14 protein-coding genes and 3 pseudogenes are annotated in these 19,114 nt (G+C 59.4%); 7 read left to right on the forward strand and 10 right to left on the reverse strand.

What is annotated here, in order from left to right; translation table 11 throughout:
• Nucleotides 1–604 precede the first annotated feature (604 nt).
• Complete coding sequence (locus NKJ35_RS21625) at nt 605–2,251, reverse strand: MFS transporter (protein WP_352649472.1); 1,647 nt, start codon at nt 2,249–2,251, stop codon at nt 605–607.
• A 473-nt stretch (nt 2,252–2,724) separates the two neighbouring features.
• On the opposite strand from NKJ35_RS21625, the pseudogene NKJ35_RS21630 reads away from it, so the two are divergent.
• A pseudogene (locus NKJ35_RS21630) lies at nt 2,725–2,955 on the forward strand (class I tRNA ligase family protein); the annotation flags it as partial.
• 418 nt (nt 2,956–3,373) lie between these two features.
• On the opposite strand, the gene NKJ35_RS21635 reads toward NKJ35_RS21630, so the two are convergent.
• A complete protein-coding gene (locus NKJ35_RS21635) occupies nt 3,374–4,519 on the reverse strand; it encodes a trans-sulfuration enzyme family protein (protein ID WP_352647545.1) in 1,146 nt (381 codons plus the stop codon).
• Between the two features lie 92 nt (nt 4,520–4,611).
• On the opposite strand from NKJ35_RS21635, the gene NKJ35_RS21640 reads away from it, so the two are divergent.
• Together NKJ35_RS21640 and NKJ35_RS21645 are read left to right on the forward strand one after the other, a co-directional pair.
• Nucleotides 4,612–5,274, forward strand: a complete 663-nt coding sequence (locus NKJ35_RS21640; protein ID WP_352649473.1) for a helix-turn-helix domain-containing protein — start codon at nt 4,612–4,614, stop codon at nt 5,272–5,274.
• 31 nt (nt 5,275–5,305) lie between these two features.
• Nucleotides 5,306–5,944 carry an FMN-binding negative transcriptional regulator gene (locus tag NKJ35_RS21645; protein WP_352595050.1) on the forward strand — a complete coding sequence of 213 codons (639 nt, stop codon included), beginning with the start codon at nt 5,306–5,308 and terminating at the stop codon, nt 5,942–5,944.
• A gap of 128 nt (nt 5,945–6,072) precedes the next feature.
• Here NKJ35_RS21645 and NKJ35_RS21650 read toward each other — a convergent pair whose 3' ends face one another.
• From NKJ35_RS21650 to NKJ35_RS21660, 3 genes are all read right to left on the reverse strand, one after another.
• Nucleotides 6,073–6,210: a hypothetical protein gene (locus NKJ35_RS21650; RefSeq protein WP_352595047.1), complete on the reverse strand. Its 138-nt coding sequence runs from the start codon at nt 6,208–6,210 to the stop codon at nt 6,073–6,075.
• A 585-nt stretch (nt 6,211–6,795) separates the two neighbouring features.
• Nucleotides 6,796–7,305 (reverse strand): GNAT family N-acetyltransferase, encoded by a 510-nt coding sequence (locus NKJ35_RS21655; protein WP_352649474.1) that lies wholly within the window; start codon nt 7,303–7,305, stop codon nt 6,796–6,798.
• A complete protein-coding gene (locus NKJ35_RS21660; RefSeq protein ID WP_352480559.1) occupies nt 7,306–7,590 on the reverse strand; it encodes a type II toxin-antitoxin system TacA family antitoxin in 285 nt (94 codons plus the stop codon).
• A 952-nt stretch (nt 7,591–8,542) separates the two neighbouring features.
• On the opposite strand from NKJ35_RS21660, the gene NKJ35_RS21665 reads away from it, so the two are divergent.
• Nucleotides 8,543–9,508: a glycosyltransferase family 10 domain-containing protein gene (locus tag NKJ35_RS21665; RefSeq protein WP_352595041.1), complete on the forward strand. Its 966-nt coding sequence runs from the start codon at nt 8,543–8,545 to the stop codon at nt 9,506–9,508.
• Between the two features lie 138 nt (nt 9,509–9,646).
• On the opposite strand, the gene NKJ35_RS21670 is transcribed toward NKJ35_RS21665, so the two are convergent.
• From NKJ35_RS21670 to NKJ35_RS21680, 3 genes and pseudogenes are all read right to left on the reverse strand, one after another.
• Entirely contained in the window at nt 9,647–10,003 is a 357-nt protein-coding gene (locus NKJ35_RS21670) for a hypothetical protein (RefSeq protein ID WP_352579644.1), read from the reverse strand.
• Between the two features lie 216 nt (nt 10,004–10,219).
• A pseudogene (locus NKJ35_RS30945) lies at nt 10,220–10,392 on the reverse strand (ATP-binding protein); the annotation flags it as partial.
• Between the two features lie 240 nt (nt 10,393–10,632).
• Complete coding sequence (locus tag NKJ35_RS21680; RefSeq protein WP_352649475.1) at nt 10,633–11,817, reverse strand: glycosyltransferase family 9 protein; 1,185 nt, start codon at nt 11,815–11,817, stop codon at nt 10,633–10,635.
• A 319-nt stretch (nt 11,818–12,136) separates the two neighbouring features.
• Here NKJ35_RS21680 and NKJ35_RS21685 point away from each other — a divergent pair, with 319 nt between their 5' ends.
• Entirely contained in the window at nt 12,137–12,409 is a 273-nt protein-coding gene (locus NKJ35_RS21685) for a hypothetical protein (protein ID WP_352649476.1), read from the forward strand.
• Here the strand turns inward: NKJ35_RS21685 and NKJ35_RS21690 are convergent.
• Nucleotides 12,401–14,467: a carbamoyltransferase family protein gene (locus NKJ35_RS21690; RefSeq protein WP_352596264.1), complete on the reverse strand. Its 2,067-nt coding sequence runs from the start codon at nt 14,465–14,467 to the stop codon at nt 12,401–12,403. The genes NKJ35_RS21685 and NKJ35_RS21690 overlap by 9 nt on opposite strands.
• 1,012 nt (nt 14,468–15,479) lie before the next feature.
• Between NKJ35_RS21690 and nadE the strand changes: the two are divergent.
• Together nadE and NKJ35_RS21700 are read left to right on the forward strand one after the other, a co-directional pair.
• Nucleotides 15,480–15,811: pseudogene (gene nadE / locus NKJ35_RS21695) on the forward strand (NAD(+) synthase); the annotation flags it as partial.
• Between the two features lie 404 nt (nt 15,812–16,215).
• Nucleotides 16,216–17,298 carry a sensor histidine kinase gene (locus NKJ35_RS21700; RefSeq protein WP_352649477.1) on the forward strand — a complete coding sequence of 361 codons (1,083 nt, stop codon included), beginning with the start codon at nt 16,216–16,218 and terminating at the stop codon, nt 17,296–17,298.
• Between the two features lie 424 nt (nt 17,299–17,722).
• On the opposite strand, the gene NKJ35_RS21705 is transcribed toward NKJ35_RS21700, so the two are convergent.
• Nucleotides 17,723–18,912, reverse strand: a protein-coding gene (locus NKJ35_RS21705) for an IS3 family transposase (RefSeq protein WP_352649478.1) whose coding sequence is annotated in 2 segments (ribosomal slippage) — nt 17,723–18,663 and nt 18,663–18,912 — 1,191 coding nt in all. Because the reading frame shifts where the segments join, the coding sequence is not laid out codon by codon here.
• Nucleotides 18,913–19,114 lie beyond the last annotated feature (202 nt).

The following is a 19,114-nucleotide window of genomic DNA, read 5'->3' on the forward strand; positions in this document are numbered from 1 at the left end:
TTTGGCCTTGACCGGGCCGGGCGGCGCGACCCGATCGATCAATCAGCGCCCTTCTCGGGGCTGTCGGTCCGCATCGCGCCTGACGGCGGCGCTATGCTGGTGCTCCTACGGCCGCCCTGTTGAACCGCTTTCTCCAGCACCGAACTGAATTGGTCCCGCTGGCGGACATTTCGATGCTTCCGCCTTGTAGGGCTTCTTTGTTGCGGCCGCCTCTGCGGCACGGCTGCGCCGACGTGAACGTGCTTGGCGGCACGTTTTGTCAGGGAGGGGAAAGAGGCGCGCGGCCCTCTCCCTGCAAGCCGCCGCTGGCGGATTCCTCCGTCTGCCCGCTTCGCTCCGTGCAGACCGGGGAGACCCCTCCGCCCCCCTTGCTCCCCCCTGCTCGCCGCGATGCAGGGGGACAGGCGACCTGAACCCGTGCCCAAGCCGATCTGATGGCAGAGGCGGTGGGGCTGGACATGGGCCCGTGGTGGACATACGTGCCACACAAATCCTCATGCTCGCCTAACCGGCCGCAAGGTATGGCAATCCGGGCTGACCCGACGAAAGAAGGAGTAGGTCTCGGCCATTCCCGTGTCCGAGCCCAGAAAAGTTACTGGTTTCCTTACGGGCGCGATACAAAGGGCACAGGCTGGACTTGGCTGCCGGGGGCAGGGCTTGTCGACCGCTCGATCGAAAGTGAGAGACGAGGAGGAGAATCACCGACCTGCAGAGCGGCAAGGCGCTCGCCTACCTCCCTGTCAGTCACCGTTAGCCGATGGTTTAGACGAAGATAGTCCGTCCATGTCGGCGTGCGGAATGTCTCGGTCCAAAGAGTCGAGTTCTGAAGATCGCGCTGGAGGGTCCAGTCCCGCGCACCGGCACGGCTCTGAACGCGCCGCCTTTCGCGCATGCAGCTCAGAAATTCCTCGATATTCTCCTCGGGGATCGAGTACTCCACCTTGATCACGATCGGGCCGCTCCTGGGCTTCAAATCGAGGGCCAGTTCTGGTGGCCTGAAGTCGAAGGCCCCTTGATCCGATTCCTCCCATAGCCGTACCGGCAATAGCTTTCCCACAGCTGCAACCAGCAACAGCGCCGCTGCAGCACCTTCCAAAGCCCACGTCAGGGAATAGTACTGCGCGACAGCACCCCAGATCCAGCTGCCCGCTGCCATGCCGCCGTAGGTCAGGGCGTAATAGATCGACAGGGTGCGACCAACGACCCACCTTGGGCTTGCCAACTGCACACACACGTCGGTTCCGGTCCAGGTGACAACCCAGCCTGCGCCAGCGATTGCAAGCGCGATCGCTGCTACGGCCACCGATGATGTGAGAGCCAGTAAAAGGCAACACGTTGCGCAAGCAACGGACGCGAGCGTGATCAATCGATTTTGGGACGTGATGCGTCGCAAGTAGCTATTGCCAATGCCCGCGATGAAGGCGCCTGTGCCGAAGCCGGCTAACAGGACGCCGTAAACAATTGGCCCGCCCGTCAGTTGGTCGCGAACCACGAGGGGGAGCAGAGCAAGGATCGAGATGCTTGACAGCCCGAACAGGGTTGCACGCACGATCGCCACTCTGATCTCCGAGGAGATTGCCGTGAAGCGCATGCCATCATGAATGGCCGTCGTCATCCGCTCGCGCGGAAGAGGCGAAGAACGAACTTGCCACTTGGAGCGCAGGACAGCGCTCAATGGGACCAGGTCGGTCAGCGCAGCGAAGGCGAAAGCCGTAAGGGGGCCCAGCAAAGCCAAAATTACACCGCCCAGCGCCGGTCCTATGCTCCGAACCACGTTGTACCCCACCGACATCAGCGTCACTGCAGCGGGTATGTCGCGCTTTTCCAGGATGTCGCCGACCGAGGCGTGCCAGGCTGGATCATTCAAGGCAAAGCCGCATCCCGCCAAGAAACTCAGTCCCAAGATCAGCCATGGACTGACAAAGCCCAGCCCAACAGAGAGAGCCAGCGCCGTGGATGCCAGTGCGATCAGGCAATGTCCGGCAAGCATCACGCCGCGGCGGCTGAAGCTGTCTGCAATCGCTCCAGCAAGGATCGACAAGAAGAAGGCGGGCAGTGTCGATGCAGCCTGCACGAGCGCAACCATCAGATCGGAGGCTGAAATCGTTGCCATAAGCCAGCTTATAGCCACGCTCTGCACCAGCCAGCCAAGGCTGGATATCTGCGTGGCTGTCCAGATCGAACGAAAGACCGGATTCTGAAGAGGGATCAGTGTGTTTGCCGCAAAGGGCGGGGAATCTTGACGCCGCATGACTTCTCACCTCCACCACGTAGTTCTTTCGCTCACTCACTTGCTGACAGCGGTGCGCTTACGCACAGCTGCGTCACAACCAAGTTCCGATATCGCGCTCGCAACAAAGTAGATGTCGCATCCACGGTGCTGATGCGCGATGAGTGTGCCAGTTGGGCGTCGGCTGGTCTGGGTCGCGCAGCCCGATGGGTGCGGTCTGCCCTGCGACTCTTGGCCTTGTACGGTGCTACCGCCCCGATGGCCGGGTTGTCAAACTGCCACGGTGCTAGCAGCGCCCATCCCATCCTGACAGGCATGAGCATACGACGCAGCGGATCGCTGGTATCGGAGGCGGGTGCAAGATCAAGGGTGGCATCGTCTTGACAAGTACGAGCTGGTGGACGCCTTTGCCCGACCTATCACATCGGCGATTTATGGGGCCGCCGTTCAACTCGTTGGTCTATGCAAAAAAACATAATTCGCTTGAAAAGACGTTTCGTGCCGGCGCAGGCGCCGAGGAAGGGGCTGAAGCCTTCACCATCGTCATACCGCCGCCGAATGTCACCGGCTTGCTGCATATGGGTCATGCGCTCAACAACACGCTGCAGGACATTCTGGTGCGCTTCGAGCGCATGCGCGGCAAGAACGTCTTGTGGCAGCCGGGCATGGACCATGCCGGCATCGCCACGCAGATGGTGGTCGAGCGCCAGCTGATGCAAAATCAGATCCACCGCCGCGACAAGCGCCACCGGCTGCCGGCGGTCAACATCCTTACCGTCAATGCGGCGGTCACCCTCACGGACAATGACGACTTTCTCGCCGGGCTGGAGGTGACGCCGGAGCGCCAGGCGGTCTGGGACGAGCTCGACGGTCTCGACCGTTTCGACGCGCGCAAGAAGATCGCCGAGCTGATACCGGCGGTTTCCTCGAAAAGGTCGAGCCGCATCGCAGGCCTGAAGCGGCGGTTGCGGCGATCCTGAACAAGGTGCGGTCTCTCCGCGCCAACGCATCCGACACCGAGATTTTTGATCGAAATCTAAGCATCGTCGAAGATGCTTTGCCTGATCTAGGCGCCCAGCCGTAGCAGGCCGCATTGCTGCGCCAGCCGCCACGTAAAGCGCTGCCAGAGTTCTTGCACCCGCGTCATTCGGCTGCCGCTTTGAAGGTTCCGCCTAGGGCCTGCATCAGATCATCGATAATGTCCTGAGGATGCTCAAGTCCCACTGACATTCGCAGTAATCCGCCTGGCGCCTTGGACTTGGCACCCTCGACGGATGCGCGATGCTCAATCAGAGAGTGCGTCCCGCCAAGGCTTGTCGCCCTGGCAATAACCTCGAGGCGGCCGGCCACGGCCATCGCAGCATCGGCTCCGCCTTTGACGATAAAGGATAGCATCGCTCCGTAATGGCTCATTTGCCGCTTAGCGAGATCGTGTCCCGGATCAGTTTGCAGGCCAGGAAAAAGTACTTTTTCGACACGCGGATGAGACGCCAAAGCCTCAGCAACCTTCTGGGCGCCTTCGCAATGCGCGCGCATGCGTACCGACAATGTCTGCAGGCCCCGCAATGCCAGCCAACAGTCGAATGGCGCTGCGACGCTGCCCTTGTGTCTCTGGACCATCCGCAGTGGGCGACCGAGGGGTGACGAGTGCGGGACAATGACGACGCCCGCCATCAAGTCCGAGTGGCCGCCGATGTACTTTGTCGCCGAGTGCATGACCGCGTCCGCCCCAACTTCGAGGGGCCGTTGAAGCACTGGAGTTGCCCACGTGTTGTCCACTACGGCCAAGGCGCCAGCCTCGTGCGCGATTTTGCAGATGGCCGAAATGTCAACAACGCGGATCATCGGGTTTGACGGCGTCTCGACCCAGACGAGGCCAGTCCGCTTCGACGTGACCGCGGCGCGCACGGCATCCAGATCGCGCATGTCGACGGCCGCAAAGTCGAAGCGAGACCCAATGTCGGTCTCGTCAATCAGCGAACGAATGCCGAAATACATGTCATCCGGCAGAACGATCCGACCCGTCGACGGATGGCTCTCAAAGACTGCAGCGATTGCAGCCATGCCCGACGCGAAGGCAATGCCATCTTCCCCGCCCTCGAGCGCGGCAATGGCCATTTCGAACGCGTTGCGTGTCGGATTTCCATCCCGGGTGTATTCGAATCCGGAAGGAAACGAGCCGTCGACGCTACGTTGGAACGTCGTGCTGGTGTGCAGCGGCAGGGACACCGCCCCCGTGGAAGCGTCGACAGCTCGGCCGCAATGGATCGCCTTCGTTTCAAAACGCATCGGTCATTTCCTCGCTAACGGGGCAGTTGCACAATTTCAGGCCGGTCATTATATTGACCGTAATAAGTGAGCCGAGGCACTAAGTCAATATAATGACCGATGTTACGACAGCGTTGGACCCCGAGCGGGTGCTTGGCCAAGCGATAGCGGTTCGGATCCGACAATTGAGGCGCGACCAAAACCTGACCCTGGATCGACTGGCAAAACTGAGCGGCTTATCCAAGGGAACCGTCGTCACGCTGGAGCAAGGCAAGGCGAACCCCAGCATCGGCATACTTTGCCGACTGGCGGCGGCGTTTTCGCTTTCGGTGGCCGATTTGTTGAATGACCATCCTTCCACAGTTCGCCTTCCTATTGAGCGGACAGAGACGAGGACGCTTTGGACAAGCGCTAAAGGAAGCTTTGCACAACTTCATTCATCGATCTCGGGACGAACGATGTTCGAACTGTGGAGCTGGGCCATTATGCCGGGCGACGTGTTTTCCGCAGATGCTCATAGTCCGGATACGCGCGAGCTGATCTCGGTGACTCAGGGGTCCCTAAGTGTCGTGGTGGGTACCCACGCAGTAATTTTGAGCCAAGGCGAGAGTGTGCGGCTTGTCACTGACCAACCGCACTCATACGCGGCGGCATCTATTCTGCCTGCCCACTTCTCGATGGCAGTTCTTGAGCGTGGTGGACAGCGAGATCCGGGGCCCTCTTCGCCGGCAACAAAGATGCCCGGGCCCGTTCCGCAAGACACCGCCGCTCGCTAACGACCGCCCATTCGCGACAGGAGATCCACCGTTGTACGTTCCGCCCCATTTTGCCGTCCCCGATCAGAACACCCTGTTTGACCTAATCGAGAGACATCCGCTCGGTATCCTGGTCACCCACAGCAAAGGCACACTCGACGCGAACCACATTCCCTTCGAGCTTGACCGCTCGAAGGGAGACAAAGGCCTCCTCAATTGCCATGTTGCACGCAAAAATCGAGTCTGGGAGGAAGTTGCCAATGGCGATGAAGTCCTCGTTTTCTTCCGTGCGGCCGACGCTTACATCTCGCCGAACTGGTATCCAAGCAAGCATGAATTCCATAAGCAGGTGCCGACGTGGAACTATCTCGTCGTCCACGCCCACGGACGCATTACTGTCCGGGATGATGAGCGCTATGTGCGCCGTAACGTGGCGAAGCTCACTCACATGCATGAAGCCTCGCAGCCTGCCCCGTGGAAGATGGGCGACGCGCCGAAGGACTTCATTGACACGATGGTTAAGGCGATCGTCGCCCTGGAGATCGAGATCACCGGCCTGGTTGGTAAATCAAAACTCAGCCAGAACAAAGAGGTGCGCGACATTCAGAACGCTGGTGAAATGCTGAATGCCCGAGGCGTCAATGGGATGGGAGAAGCGATGCTCTCGGCTGCGGCGGCCCAATCCCAATAGCATCTATCTTGTCCCGACAAGCCGCTGGTGCTGGATTTCCAAAGGGTGACCTTGAGAGACAAATGCTTCGGCTCGCCGGAAACGCGACCAGCACCTGACCACCCGCTATGCGGCAGATGGACAAGAACTCAGGCCGCCATCGCCAGCCACATCCGCAATGCCGCCGGATCACCCCCCACGGTGGCGATGCCTCGCAGCCAGGTTGGATGACCAAGCAGCCGGGATGTCGGCAGGCTTGCACCCGTTTCAGATGCGAGACGGGTCAAGACGATCATCCTGCACAACGTCACGCGGCGGTGGGCTGGTTTCGAAAAGGGCCGGCCCCGGCCGTTCATACAAGTGGAGTTGGGGCGGGGCCGGATCAAGCCTATCGGGTCGAACCCGCCGGGACCGCGCGTACATCATCCCGGCAACGCCAGGCGCTCGTCCGGCGCCATGCGGGCTTCGGCTTGGCGCGCCGAATGTCTGGACCGGCATCGCGGAGCATGGCGCACCAGTCTCCCACATTGTACGTAGTCGCCATGCTGCCCCTGGCCAGATCGCAAATGACGCACGGCTTGTTCGCGATGGCGAGCTGAAGCAGGTTGACGGCGGTGCCGGGCGATGCGCCGTCCCAGACTATCATCCCAAAGTCCGCGCGCCGCGCCATCTCCCGGTCTTTGGCGGCTGGATCCAGTATCCTCTAGCGCCTTCACGAGACGGGACCTGGTAGGCAGCCCAGTCGCCCCGATTATTGCTAGCTTCCTCGCTCTGACCGCCGTCTCCCTCTGGCCCTGAGTGAGGGATCGTCATCCGGCTGCAGGCCGGCGCGCCCGGACGCTGCCGCTACGGGAGGCGCTACGCGCGTGGAGCTAGTGGCCTCTGTCGGCCAGCCAGAGGCCCACGTCCTGGATCGAGCGCATGAGCACCGACGGATTGTCCCGCGCGGGAATGAAGCCCCAGTTCTGCCAGTAGCGCTCGGCCTCGGCGTCGATCGCCCGCACCACCACTGCGCGGCCGCCGACGATGTCGGCGCCGGCGACGCAGCGATGCAGCGCGTCCTTGACCAGGCCGCTGCCGATGCCTTGTCCGGCATAGCGATGGTCGACGGCGAGTTGTCCAATCAACAGGCAGGGGATCGGATCGGGCGGGCGTCCGGTGCGGATGGCGCGCGGTGCGCTGTTTGGCTGGATCACGCCCGGCGCGAGGCCGTAATAGCCGACGACTGTTCCCTCATCGTGAACGACCAGGACGCGGGTAAAGCCGCGGACCTGGTTCGTTCGCGCGAAGCCGGCCAGCCAAGCGTTGAGCGCCGGCTTGCCGCAATCGAAGCTGTCGAGGCGGTGCGCGTCGTCGAGGAGTTCGATGCCTGAAAGCGCCACCTAACGGTCCCAGGGCGGGGACCGACGCAGCCGCTCGGTCGCCTTCGGCGGGGGCGCAGCGGCGGGGGCTGAGATCGCCTGCATGAAGGCGTCATAAGCTTCCGGGGACACGCGGATGACGGTTTCGTTGAGGATGGCCGCCTGCGCCTCGTGCAGCGCGGCGCGCCGCATGAACTCCGTGCGCGACAGGCCGAGCAGCTCCGCGCCGCGGTCGATGATGGTGAGATCATCGTCGCGAAACCGCATCGAGACGGGTGTTTCCTTCCTGGTGACTGTGGTGGCCATGGCGCGCTCCTGTGCTGCGGACGTATATACGGTAGTGTAACGCGGAACGCAATACTTCGTTCCCTGGTGACGTCTCGTGGACGGATGGCCTCAGGACTCCTCGCCGCATCGGTTCTTCTCGGCTTCTCGCCTGCAATCGCCATTGCCGCAACCCAGAGCAAGGTGGCTTTGGTCAGCTCCGGCGGATGAATTACAGCTTAGGACGCGCATGTGTTCTTATCGGCCGGATGAGCGGCTCCAGAAGCGAAGTCGCTGCCATGACTGTCGCCGGACGAGCCCCGGCTATGCCGAACCCTGATGAACATCTGACGCGATGGCGACTTTCGGGCCGTCACGCCACAAAGGAGGAACGGCTATGAAGGCTGGGCGGCCGGCACTTTCATTCTCAGGCGCCGCTCTATGCCACCTGCCGGCCAAGCGCAGTTGGCGCAAATCTTGAGTCTCTCTTTGCGCGGCGGCAGGAGCTGCAATCGCACGTTCGGCCTCACGCAATGAAAGACCGGCACGACCGCGGCACGTGCAGCCTCAGAAAAACCAGTCTGCATTTTATTCAACGGCTTAGCTGCGAGTGCGGCGGCGCGGCGGCGTGCGATGTACTGCAGAGCGGGCTCCGAACTCCTTAGGGCACGCATGCTGCCACTCAACCGGCCTGATCACCACACAAAGTGAGGAAGAACCTGGTTAAGTGCAAAGCGACAATTGCCTCGACGGCGGGTCCCGGCAGGTTTATGCTGCCCAATCTTACCGCAATCCGGAATGGCGATTGAGTACCTTCACGAGTGAAGGGGTTCCCGCGGTCTTAGAGATGAGTTGTCGAATGGCGCGAAGTCGCACAGAATCGTGTGTTTGATATCGATCAGGATCGCGAGCTATTTCAGGCGCAAAGAGGTCTTGCGCCCGATGCACAAGTTGCTCCCGGTCCAACGGAAGTGAATGGGGTGGAACTGCTTTGTTGGCCAAATTGTTGACGGAACGTCCGGCGCCCATTGTTGCTACATGTCTGGATTCTTGGGGCGTTTTGGATGATGCAATCCACCAACTCACTCCAAAGGGCAGTGGAATCTGGAACAATGTCGCTTTTGTACGCACGACATCCTTCGTGCCCGATTGGCATATCGTCTTTAACTCTGCTTCTCTTTTTGGGCTCCCTGTTGATATCGAGGCGAGCCCAAACAGGACAATTTTTGCAATCGGCGAACCGCCGACGAAAGCTCATCGCGCATTTCATGAAGGGCAGGGGAAAAATACTATCGTCCTGACGTCTGACGCAGAGCTGGCTGCTCGGCAGAATGCAGCGCGCCGATTCGTTTTGGCTCCACCTATCACTCGGTCTTGGTCTGTAAACAAGACATATGACCAACTTCTGGTCAGCGAAGTCGTGGACAAGCCGCTTCGGCTCTCATGGATTACCAGTAACATCGCCCTGCTTAAAGGGCATCGATATCGGCTGGCGTTTCTGGAACGGCTGAGAGAGGAGCTCGATTTTGACCTGTTCGGCCGAGGTTTTCGGCTGATTGGAGACAAATGGAACGCACTCGCACCTTACCGTTACAGTATAGCTTTCGAGAATACTCGTGCTGATTACTATTTTACAGAGAAGCTTATGGACTGCTTCGTTGCTGAAACAATGCCGATCTATTACGGCAGCCCGGCAATCACGAGGTTCTTCCCTTCGGACTCAATGGTTCTGATTGACCCAGAGGACAAGAACGTAATCCAAAAAATTCAAGAAATCATCAAGTCGGACCTCTGGAAGGAGCGTCGGGGCGCAATACGAGAGGCGAAGCGGTTGGTCCTCGAGAAATACAATACGTTTGCTTATCTCGCGGGCTTCATCGAAAGCGTTCAGGATAAACCCTTACCGCCAGAAATTATACACATCGATTCGCCTGAGGTCGATTTTGGAATAGACGAATGAAGTACTCCAACGCTCGCTTCGCGTGCCCGGCGGTTGGTGGTCTGGCGAGATCGGTACGGAACGCTCGGCGGAGAATGCCTACCTGCGCAGACGGGCCGGCACGGGCGCACGAGGTCATGCGCCCCCGGCTGCCGCTGATCAGACGAACTGGGGAAGGCCAGGAACGGAATTGAGGACCTCGTCCACGAGTTCGTCGCCGGCATGTTCCTTGGCGAAGGCGATCGTCTCGTTGGCGATGGCGGCGATCTTTAGAATGCTGAGACCCTCACTCATCAATTGCTGGCCGAGCCCCATGAGGCCGCCTCCGCCCTCTGGGTCATCGCCATGATACTTCGCCACTAATTCCGAAGCTCCGGGAATGGCCTCGATCATGCGCGCAACGGGACCGTCGGCCGCGTGGCGTTGCAGGAAACCCAGCATTAACCCAACGGCCTTCTCTGCGAGAGCCGGGCCGATGCCGGCACTAGTGGCGATGCGCGATAAGAATTCTTCCATGGCAGGGTTCCTAGCTCTTTAATGAGGTTTACACGGGGCCGGTCCGGCGCCCAAAGCGCCCTTGGCCGAACCACAATTGAACCCCACAAAAATAGGCCGGCGGAAGTGCTATTGCAACTGCGCGTAAAACCGCCTTTGTCAACGCAAGCTGCGTCGGACGTGCATATTTCGCAAAAACGAGACAGTCGTGGAGTGCACCCCTCGACCGAGACAATGACGCGCCAGGGCGAGATCTTCGAACAGACGCGGCATGCGCAGGTAGAGCACGGAATGATCGAGCCGGGCGGCCTGACGTCCGAAGGCGCAGGCCAGCCAAGTCTTTCCGGTGCCGGTCTGCCCGGTGATATGAGGTTTTCATGCGCCTTCAGCCAGGCGCCTTGGGCCAGCTGTCGCTTGGCACTTAATTGGGGTCTCCCTCACTTTGTGTGGTTCATCTGCTGTTAGTGGCGCTGTCGCTATGGACGGGCATGCGAACGAAAACGAAATGGTCGCCCGGCCCAGGGGGTGATATCGCCACTGCGGTCCTTCGACCAAGTCGATTCGATTCTGAATTTCGGCCTTTAGATGTTTGTAGCGATTGAATCAGCGACCAAGATCTGGACAATCGCGGTTATGGTGACCGCGAGCCACTAAGCTTGTGCCGTACCCTTACAATGATTCATCAAGGCGTTTACCTCGGCAATCACGAGATCCGGCGTGATGTCGAACTTGCATCGGACTTTGACCGGACAATGCCGCACTTGGTCCAGACCACACCCGCGACATTCAATAACACTCATAAGCATGCTGACCAGGGGACCTCGAAACCCCCAAATCTCCGGTAGATGTGACGCCGTGAAAATGCCGATAGTAGGGCGGCCAAGCTGGGCGGCGACATGCCCGGTGCCTGAATTGTTCGAAACGACGAGCGCGGCCGAATTCACGAGATAATTGAATTCCAATTCCGACAAGTCGACAGCCGTCCGAATGTTCGCGGCTCCACGATCCCGAGCTATCTTCGCAACCTCCTCAAGCGCTTCCAGGCATTCGCCACGGGCAACGAGGACCACCTCACCACGGGTCGAAAGAGCAGCGACAACTTTGCCAAAACTTTCAATCGGCCAATCTCGCAGGCTGGAATTGGAGAACGGAGCCACGACAATCGGGGCATTGCCTGTAGTCGAATTCTGTGGGTGACCCGCTCCGCTTTCGAAATAGGCAGCTGCCTTTGCGACCAGAAAGAGGAGGATTTCTGACACATGCTGGAGACGCACCTGCTTGCGGTCAATGAACCAATCAAGCCATCTACGAGGGATTTTGTTAGCAAGCCCTATTTTTTGGACCAGCTTGTAGAAGATGGTTCTGCGCAGTTTCAGATTGAATGGCGCTATCGCAATATCGATCTGATGCATGCTGTACGGATCAACTATCGCCGCACGGTGCCTGGCGGGGACTTCAAGCAAGATGGGCCTTGTTTCTTCCGGAACACGCATATCAATGGCAAGATCAAACTCGCCGGTCAGCAGCGGCCTTATGTCGGCGGCTTCTTTGCGCGTTTTGACTTTTGGGTTGCGAGGAAAAAAGTCAAAAGCAATGTGATCGTCGGCGAGGTCGAACTGTTTTGCAGTAGCGATGTTCCAGCTTCCCACCACCAGCGTAATGTGGGCATGCGCAAAACGCTGACGAAGGTCCTTTAGGGCCCCTAGAGACATCCAAAAGTCGCCGACATGATCAAGCTTGAGGACCAAAATTCTCATCCTTGCGCTTGACTGTTCCGGCTCTTCCCAGCTGCGGTATATAATTTGATTGCGGTCGTGCTTTGTAAAATATGCCATTGCCATTCCGAAGATTATACGGTCAACACTGATAGCCCAGTGACGCGTGTGTAGGGTTGGAGTGCTCCCCACTTGTCCGCGTCTCCGCAAGAATTCTGCCATCAGATCCAAGCCGCGCTCCAGCAGGAGCTGTCGGGCGAAGTCTGCATCTCTAGCGGTGGTAGCGCGCCAAGAAGCCAGCTATGTCCCGACCCGCAATGTGAAGGGCTTCGTCACGGTCTTGCATGCAGTGAGTTCGAGAAACGCCGAATAGACGGCGATCGCCAAGCCGCCGTCCCCAGATCTCGAGCATAACGGCAGTGGCCTCGCTCTTTGGTCGATGCTGATCCTGAATGAGACCGTCGGCGCCGGCGACGACATCGCCGGCCGGATTGACCGTCTCCGGCACGCCCTGTCGCTGTGGTCCCGCATCATGGTGGTTAACAAGGGACCCGCCGCAGGCGCTTTTTTCTGCGCGTCCGGGTCGTCCAACATGAAGTGGACGATCCACCCGTTTTATTACGCCGCCCGCCGGCCCGGGTGGAGGTGTCAGGCGGCGTCGATGAACACCTTTATTCGCGGAGCTTGGATAGCGGCATCGCTATCACGCTGAGAGCCTGTTATGCTGGTCCAGCGTTTGATCGCAGTCTTGATCCATGCGAGCAGCTTGTGAGGGATGCAACCGAACGAGGCGCTGCTCCCACAGTCGTCGCAGGCCCTCCATCACAGCGTCACGCTTAGCCTGATCCGGCGCAATTGTATTGAGGAGATCTCCCAACATGGCTTCGCCCTCAATCCGCATCAGCAGATTAAACAAGTCGTGTGAAATTCGCACACTGTCACTGCTGAAGTGGGTCGTGCTGATCTCGCAGTGAGTCTCCCGACGATCTGGCGCTTTGTAAGCGCGGGTTTGATGGAGGGACACATAGGGCGGCAACGAAACCGCAAGCGCAGTCCAATCCTGCAGCGTTGCAGCCCGCTTTTTTACCAGGAAGGGCCCGACCACAAGTCCATCCAGCTCTGTCGTCAGAAAGGTAGCAATCGCGTCTGCAACCGAATCCACGATCGGTTCGGCATTGTTATTAAAGGACGTGTTGAGCAGAATTGGAGTGCCCGTGCGCTTCTTGAACGCATTGATGACCTCCCAGTACGCGGGATTGGCGTTGCGCGATACTGTTTGCAGGCGAGCGGTACCGTCGACGTGCGTGATGGCACCGAGCAAGGCGCGCTTTGAGTCACGCACGCGAACGACGAAATTCATGAATGGAAATTCGTGCCTACCGTCCGGGAGGTCGAAAAATTCGCTCGCATCCTCCTCCAGCACAGATGGCGCGAAGGGCCGATAGCCTTCGCGCTTCTTGACCATCGCATTGATCCGGTCCTTGTTTGCGACGGGCCGAGGGTCGGCAAGAATGCTGCGGTTGCCCAGCGCACGTGGCCCAAACTCCGAACGACCCTGCACCCAGCCGATCACGGCGCCGTTGGCGATCCAGTCGGCTGCACTGCTTGCCACGTCATCAGAGCGTTCAACCTCGAGATGTCCGGCCCATGCATTCAGTTCCTGTTGCACGGCGCGCTCGCTCCCGAGATCAGGACCCCAATAGACCTCCTGCAGTCGCTCACACGGCGCGGGGCGGCCCATCTCGTTAGAGACTATCAGCGCAGCTCCCAATGCGCAGCCAGCGTCGTGAGACGCGGGTTGCACGAAGATGTCTTCGAAAAGCCCTGAATACAGCAGCTTACCGTTCATCGTACAGTTGTGGGCCACCCCCCCCGCCAGGCACAACCGCTTCATGCCGGTGGCCTCACGGTGATGCCGGAGAATGTGGAACACGATCCGCTCAAGCGCTTCCTGCAGTGACGCACTCACATCTCGATGCTGCTGGGTGAAGGGCATTCCCTTTCGCCTGACCTCGATATTGCGGAGCAACGCCGGACCGATGCGATCGAGGTGAACACGGTAGCCACCGCCGTTGGCGGAGAGCTCGTAGAACTGCTCGAAGAGCTCGCGATAGGGAGCGGGGTCGCCGTAGGGCGCGAGTCCCATTACTTTATACTCGTCGAACAAGCCGTAGCCGAGATAGCGGATCGTCTCGAGATAAAACAGCCCAAGAGAATTGTTCTCGGGGAAAGCCTCGAGTTGCGTAATTTCTGTGCCAGACCCTACCGCCAAGAGGCCCGATAGGAAATCACCAGAGCCATCAATCGCTAGAATGAGACTTTGTTCGAAGCCCGACATTGCAAAGGCGCTCACGGCGTGCGCCTGATGATGACTTACGAATGAAATACGCGAACTGTCCAACTTAGTGCCGAACTCACGCGTTAACAGATCCTGCACCAACGTTTTAGCATCCAACGGAATGGAGAGAATGTCCGGGTGGGATGCGGACATACCTTCAAGCATGGCGTTGGCATAGGGCTCGCTGGCGTAGAGCGCGACACGATCAATGTCGTTGAGCTGAACCCCCGCCGCTGACAGACAGTATTGAATCGAACGAATTGGGAGCTTGTTGGAGTGTTTCATCCGATTGAGGCGTTCCTCTTCGACGGCTGCTATCACCCGTCCGTCTCGGACGAGCACCGCGGCGCCATCGTGCATAAAGGCGTTCCGAAGCTCGAATCGGTTTTCATGGACTTGGTCAAGTCCGCCGCTAATTCCTAGACACAGCATTTCTTTCTCCACATAGTGACGGGCAAGCCAAATTGGCCTGCCTCAGACCGTTTCCAACTAAATAGGCCGCGTTGTCGCTTGCAGCTGCAACCGCCTGTCAGGCATCACCGGCATCAAAGAACGCTCATAAGGGTCCGCCTGAATCAATATGAGATGCTTCGATCGTGGCGCCTGCCGTTCCATGACGCCGAGAGCTTGGCTGGATCATCGAATCTTGACCGGCTGCTGACTTGCATGCCGGCGATGCCGTTTTCATCTGCAGCACGAACTTGTGACGCGGGCTGCCTATATCCTTGCGAAGGGGCGGCTGTTGACGAATAATGCCGCGCCGTGAACTGGCCCGATTTCATTCCCCGAAAGACCGTCGCACAGGCGAGTGACATGTGCTGCACTGTCCGCCTGCTTCCCGGTCGCACATCCGATAACGCCTTCGCTTGTGCAGGAGGCCGCATCGCGTCATTCGTCGGCCAAACATGGCACCGACTGGAAGCCCGGCAATACCGCGTAGATGTAAAGTGCGCTGATGTTGTATGGTAGCGCTGCCGGCCGGGTCTCCAATCCGCTGCCCAAACGAGCGGACTGCCTGCGGCAAAAAGCCCGCCACAAGCAGAATCGCGCTGGGCAACTGGCTCGCCTGCAAGACTTCGCAGCTCAGGAACATTGGGGACGACTAGCGTCGAACCGCCGACATGATCGGCCAGTTGCAACTCACTTCTCGGCACGACCTCCACTGCACGTCAGGGCGCATGGAAGATTTTCTCCTTTGGATGGGTGATCGGTGCGGACGTGCTTTTGTCCATGCAAGATTTCCGAAGAGTTATGAAATCGTTTGTTTCGATCAAAGTCATCCACGCTATGAATAGCTGCCGGACATGCGCTTCAAAGGGGCTTCAGGCTTCCCGGACGGCTACTCCGATTCGAAGCGCGTGGCATTCCATGCGCTCTATGACAACATTTTTCAGCAAAGGGTATGAGAGCAAACCCACACTTCTTTTTCAGAAGTCGCTTCGAAGCAGCCGAGGCCTTGATGGGCTTCTTCACCAAGTTCGGCGATGGTGCCGCAGACATTCTTCCTCTTTCCGGGCTGAACAAGCGCAGAGTTCGCGCCTTGGCAGTGTATCTGGGCGCTCCGTCTGATCTTGTTGAAAAGATCCCGACCGCCGACCTGGAGAACCTCGTCCCGGTCTCACATACGATGAGATTGACGACTTCCTCGAAGGCCAAGAGATCAACGAAGCGGCGCACAGGCGCATACTTCATGCGCATTCCAGCACAGCCCATAAGCGAGCGCTTCCCGTCACAACGATTGCCATGACGGGTTCGATATTTAGGCATCGGCAATAGCGTCTCAACATACACGATCGATGGGCTTGCCGCAGTTAGGCAGCTAGCGGCCTGAATTACCGCTGGAGCGAAGCGCTGCTCTTTCAGCCCGCATGCGGTCATGAGGTTGACAGTGTCGGCACGTATCGCCGAGGCCGGCACGCGAACTCATTCTCCCTGAATGCCTGCTCTATCGATCTTCCGCAGCGTACCCACTTGACCGGTCGCTTCGACATTCCAGGCACCTGGATTGTAGCCGATCCGTGCCGCTCTCCTTCGGCCGGTCGCAATGCTAGACGTGCGGCCGTTACGCGATGCAGAGCTTGTTGTCAGATGCGTGATGCGAAATGTGAGATGCAGCTCCAGTTTTGGCGATGGCAGGCTCGCCGCATTGTTGATAATATCCGCACAAAACAGGCGCGCAAATGACATCGGATTCAGAGAAGGCTGAGGCGGTCGAGCAGTTGCTTGATACACCTGACCTTGCAACCGCACTGGAAAGCGAACAGTTCAAGAAATTCCTCGACCAGGTGCCGATCGCCATAGCCGTTTCGGACCTTGCCGGTGAAGAGCGCGTGGTCTACGCCAATCCGGAATTCGAGAAACTGTCAGGCCTGACAGCCGCCAGGCTCACCCAAGAAAACTGGGCGGCCCTTTTAGGCACGGGCCTCCATCAGCAAAAGGACAGGCCGCTAGCCGAGGCCGTGCTCGAGGGAACCGATTTTGTCGGCACCTACAGGCTGGAACGCAACGAGGATAAGCCGACGATCGTCGACGTTTATTCCAATGTGATCGAGGACGACAACGGCAAGATGTGCTTCCGGCTGGTGGCGCTGGTCGACGTATCGGCCCATGGCGAGGCGGGAGATGAGCGCTCGGTGGAGGAGCTTGTCAGCGAGAAAGACACACTGCTGCGCGAACTGCAGCACCGGGTAAAGAACAACCTGCAGATGATCACCGCACTGATCCGGCTGGAAAGCCGCAACGCGACCGAGGCCGACCGGAGACGGTTTGAGCGGCTTGCCGGTCGCGTCGACGCTCTGGCGATCCTCTACCAGACGCTAACGGCCGACGAGCCGAAAGAGGAGGTCGATCTTGGCGTCTATCTCAGCCAGATCGCGTCCGCGGTGATGAGCTCGCATGCAGTCGAGGGGATCCGCCTGGATATGAAGGTGGATACATATCCCGTGTCAATAAACGTCGCCATGCCGGCGGGACTGGTCGTCAACGAATTGCTGACCAATTCACTAAAGCATGCGTTCCGGGGGCGCGACGGCGGCACGATAACACTGCACAGCGTCGTCGATGGCGACGGCTGCCGGGTTATAGTGGCGGACGACGGAATCGGCCTGCCGGAAGGCGAGGTGTGGCCCAAACCAGGCAAGCTCGGAGCGCTGATCGCGCGATCGCTGACCGAGAACGCCAAGGCGCAGCTAGCCGTCGAGTCCAGCGCCAACAAAGGGACGAAGGTGACCATCGTTTTCAAGCGGTCGGCGGCAGCAAGCTGAACGGTTGCTGTCGACTAGCAGGCTGGCGGCTGGCTTCATGTCGCGGCTTTGGGCAGGTGCCTGCAAATAGGCCCGGACGCGCTTCGCGGCCTGCTTCACATGGTCGAGGTCTTCCATTATGCTCCAGGCTTGCTGCTTCTGACTTCGGCGGCCAGTCCATCCCCACCTAGCGGAAGGCACTCCCGCCTGATTACGTTGCGGCTTGAGTCTTGACGGCGAGGGCACCTGACGCCTTCGCGCCCATCACGCGCGGGCCGGCAATTCAGCAGCGAGTCATCGCTTGGCCAATCTTGCCGAGGACGAAGGTCTAACCTACAAATAAAATTGGTCCGACTGTTCGTGGCCGGAGGTAACCGCGAATTTGCGCTATCGGGACAGGAGAGCAGTGCTGTAGGCAAACCGCGATTGACGTTGCCCCCAGTTTCTATCCAGTTTTGAGTTCGTTTCCGGCGTGGGTTGTGCCCTGCTGGGCGGGTGAAGCGACGGGCGCTGGCGCGGAGCCTTTGGCATAGCGCAGCGCGAGCGACCGTCGCGGATTGAAGGTGCTGGCGAACTCGGCCGGTGTCTGCCAGGCGATTTGGGAGTGCGGCCGCGCGGTGTTGTAGTCGGCGCGCCACAGGGCGATGGCGACGCGCGCCTGAGCCAGCGAGGTAAACAGCGTCTCGTTGAGCAGTTCATCGCGCAGTCGGCCGTTGAAGCTCTCGATGAAGCCATTCTGCATCGGCTTGCCGGGCGCAATGTAATGCCATTCGACGCGGTTCTGATCCGCCCAGGCGAGGATGGCGTTCGAGGTGAACTCGCTGCCATTGTCGCTGACGATCATCCTCGGCCGGCCGCGCTCGGTGATGAGCCGGTCCAATTCGCGGGCAACCCGCATGCCCGAGAGAGACGTATCAACGATGAGTGCCAGGCACTCTCTCGTGCAGTCGTCGACGACGGCCATGATGCGGAAGCGGCGCCCGTCGGTGAGCTGGTCCGATACGAAGTCGAGCGACCAGCGCTCGTCGGGCCTCAGCGGCACCAGCATCGGCGCCCTGGTCCCGATCGCCCGTTTGCGGCCGCCACGGCGGCGAACGGCGAGCTTCTCCTCCCGATAGAGCCGGAACAGCTTCTTGTGGTTCACGACCAGGCCCTCCCGCCTCAGCATCACGAGAAGACGCCGGTAGCCGAACCGGCGACGCTCCTGCGCGATCGCCTTCATCCGCTCGCGAACCTCGCGGTCGTCCGGCCTGCTGGTCTCGTAGCGAACCGTCATGCGGCAACAGCCGATGGCTTTACACGCCCGCCGTTCGCTCATCCCGAAGCCTTCCTTCAGGCGAGCGACAGCTTTCCGCTTGGCCGCGGGCGTCACCATTTCTTTCCCACAAGATCCTTCAACGCGGCATTGTCGAGCATGGCGTCGGCCAGAAGCCGCTTCAGGCGCGTGTTCTCGTCCTCCAGCGCCTTCAGTCGCCGAGCCTCGGAGATATCCATCCCGCCGAAGCGGGCCTTCCAATTGTAGATCGAGGCGTCGCTGACCCCGTGCTTGCGGCACAGATCGGCAACCGATACCCCGGCCTCGTGTTCCTTCAAAATTCCGATGATCTGCTCTTCAGAGAAGCGGCTACGTTTCATGTCCTGGTCCTCTCGATGGGCCAGAACGAACTTCAAACCGGATTAGATCAGAGGGGCAAGGTCACGGGACAGCCGAGCTTTCCGCTACTGCACCATCATTTGTTACTAACTCTGAACTATCGGCAGATTGCATTGGCCCCAGTCCCCCACATGCAAACTAGCAATTTTTTCAGGATATAAAAGGCTCTTGCCGGTTGCGCGA

The sequence above is a fragment of the Mesorhizobium sp. M0136 genome, from assembly GCF_040322515.1.
GTDB lineage: Bacteria > Pseudomonadota > Alphaproteobacteria > Rhizobiales > Rhizobiaceae > Mesorhizobium.

Excerpts from the sequence above, each read along its gene's own strand:
- NKJ35_RS21625 (WP_352649472.1), bottom strand. The coding sequence starts at position 2,251 with ATGCGGCGTCAAGATTCCCCGCCCTTTGCGGCAAACACACTGATCCCT.
- NKJ35_RS21635 (WP_352647545.1), bottom strand. The coding sequence starts at position 4,519 with ATGCGTTTTGAAACGAAGGCGATCCATTGCGGCCGAGCTGTCGACGCT.
- NKJ35_RS21640 (WP_352649473.1), top strand. The coding sequence starts at position 4,612 with ATGACCGATGTTACGACAGCGTTGGACCCCGAGCGGGTGCTTGGCCAA.
- NKJ35_RS21660 (WP_352480559.1), bottom strand. The coding sequence starts at position 7,590 with ATGGCCACCACAGTCACCAGGAAGGAAACACCCGTCTCGATGCGGTTT.
- NKJ35_RS21670 (WP_352579644.1), bottom strand. The coding sequence starts at position 10,003 with ATGGAAGAATTCTTATCGCGCATCGCCACTAGTGCCGGCATCGGCCCG.
- NKJ35_RS21680 (WP_352649475.1), bottom strand. The coding sequence starts at position 11,817 with ATGGCATATTTTACAAAGCACGACCGCAATCAAATTATATACCGCAGC.
- NKJ35_RS21685 (WP_352649476.1), top strand. The coding sequence starts at position 12,137 with ATGCTGATCCTGAATGAGACCGTCGGCGCCGGCGACGACATCGCCGGC.
- NKJ35_RS21690 (WP_352596264.1), bottom strand. The coding sequence starts at position 14,467 with ATGCTGTGTCTAGGAATTAGCGGCGGACTTGACCAAGTCCATGAAAAC.
- NKJ35_RS21700 (WP_352649477.1), top strand. The coding sequence starts at position 16,216 with ATGACATCGGATTCAGAGAAGGCTGAGGCGGTCGAGCAGTTGCTTGAT.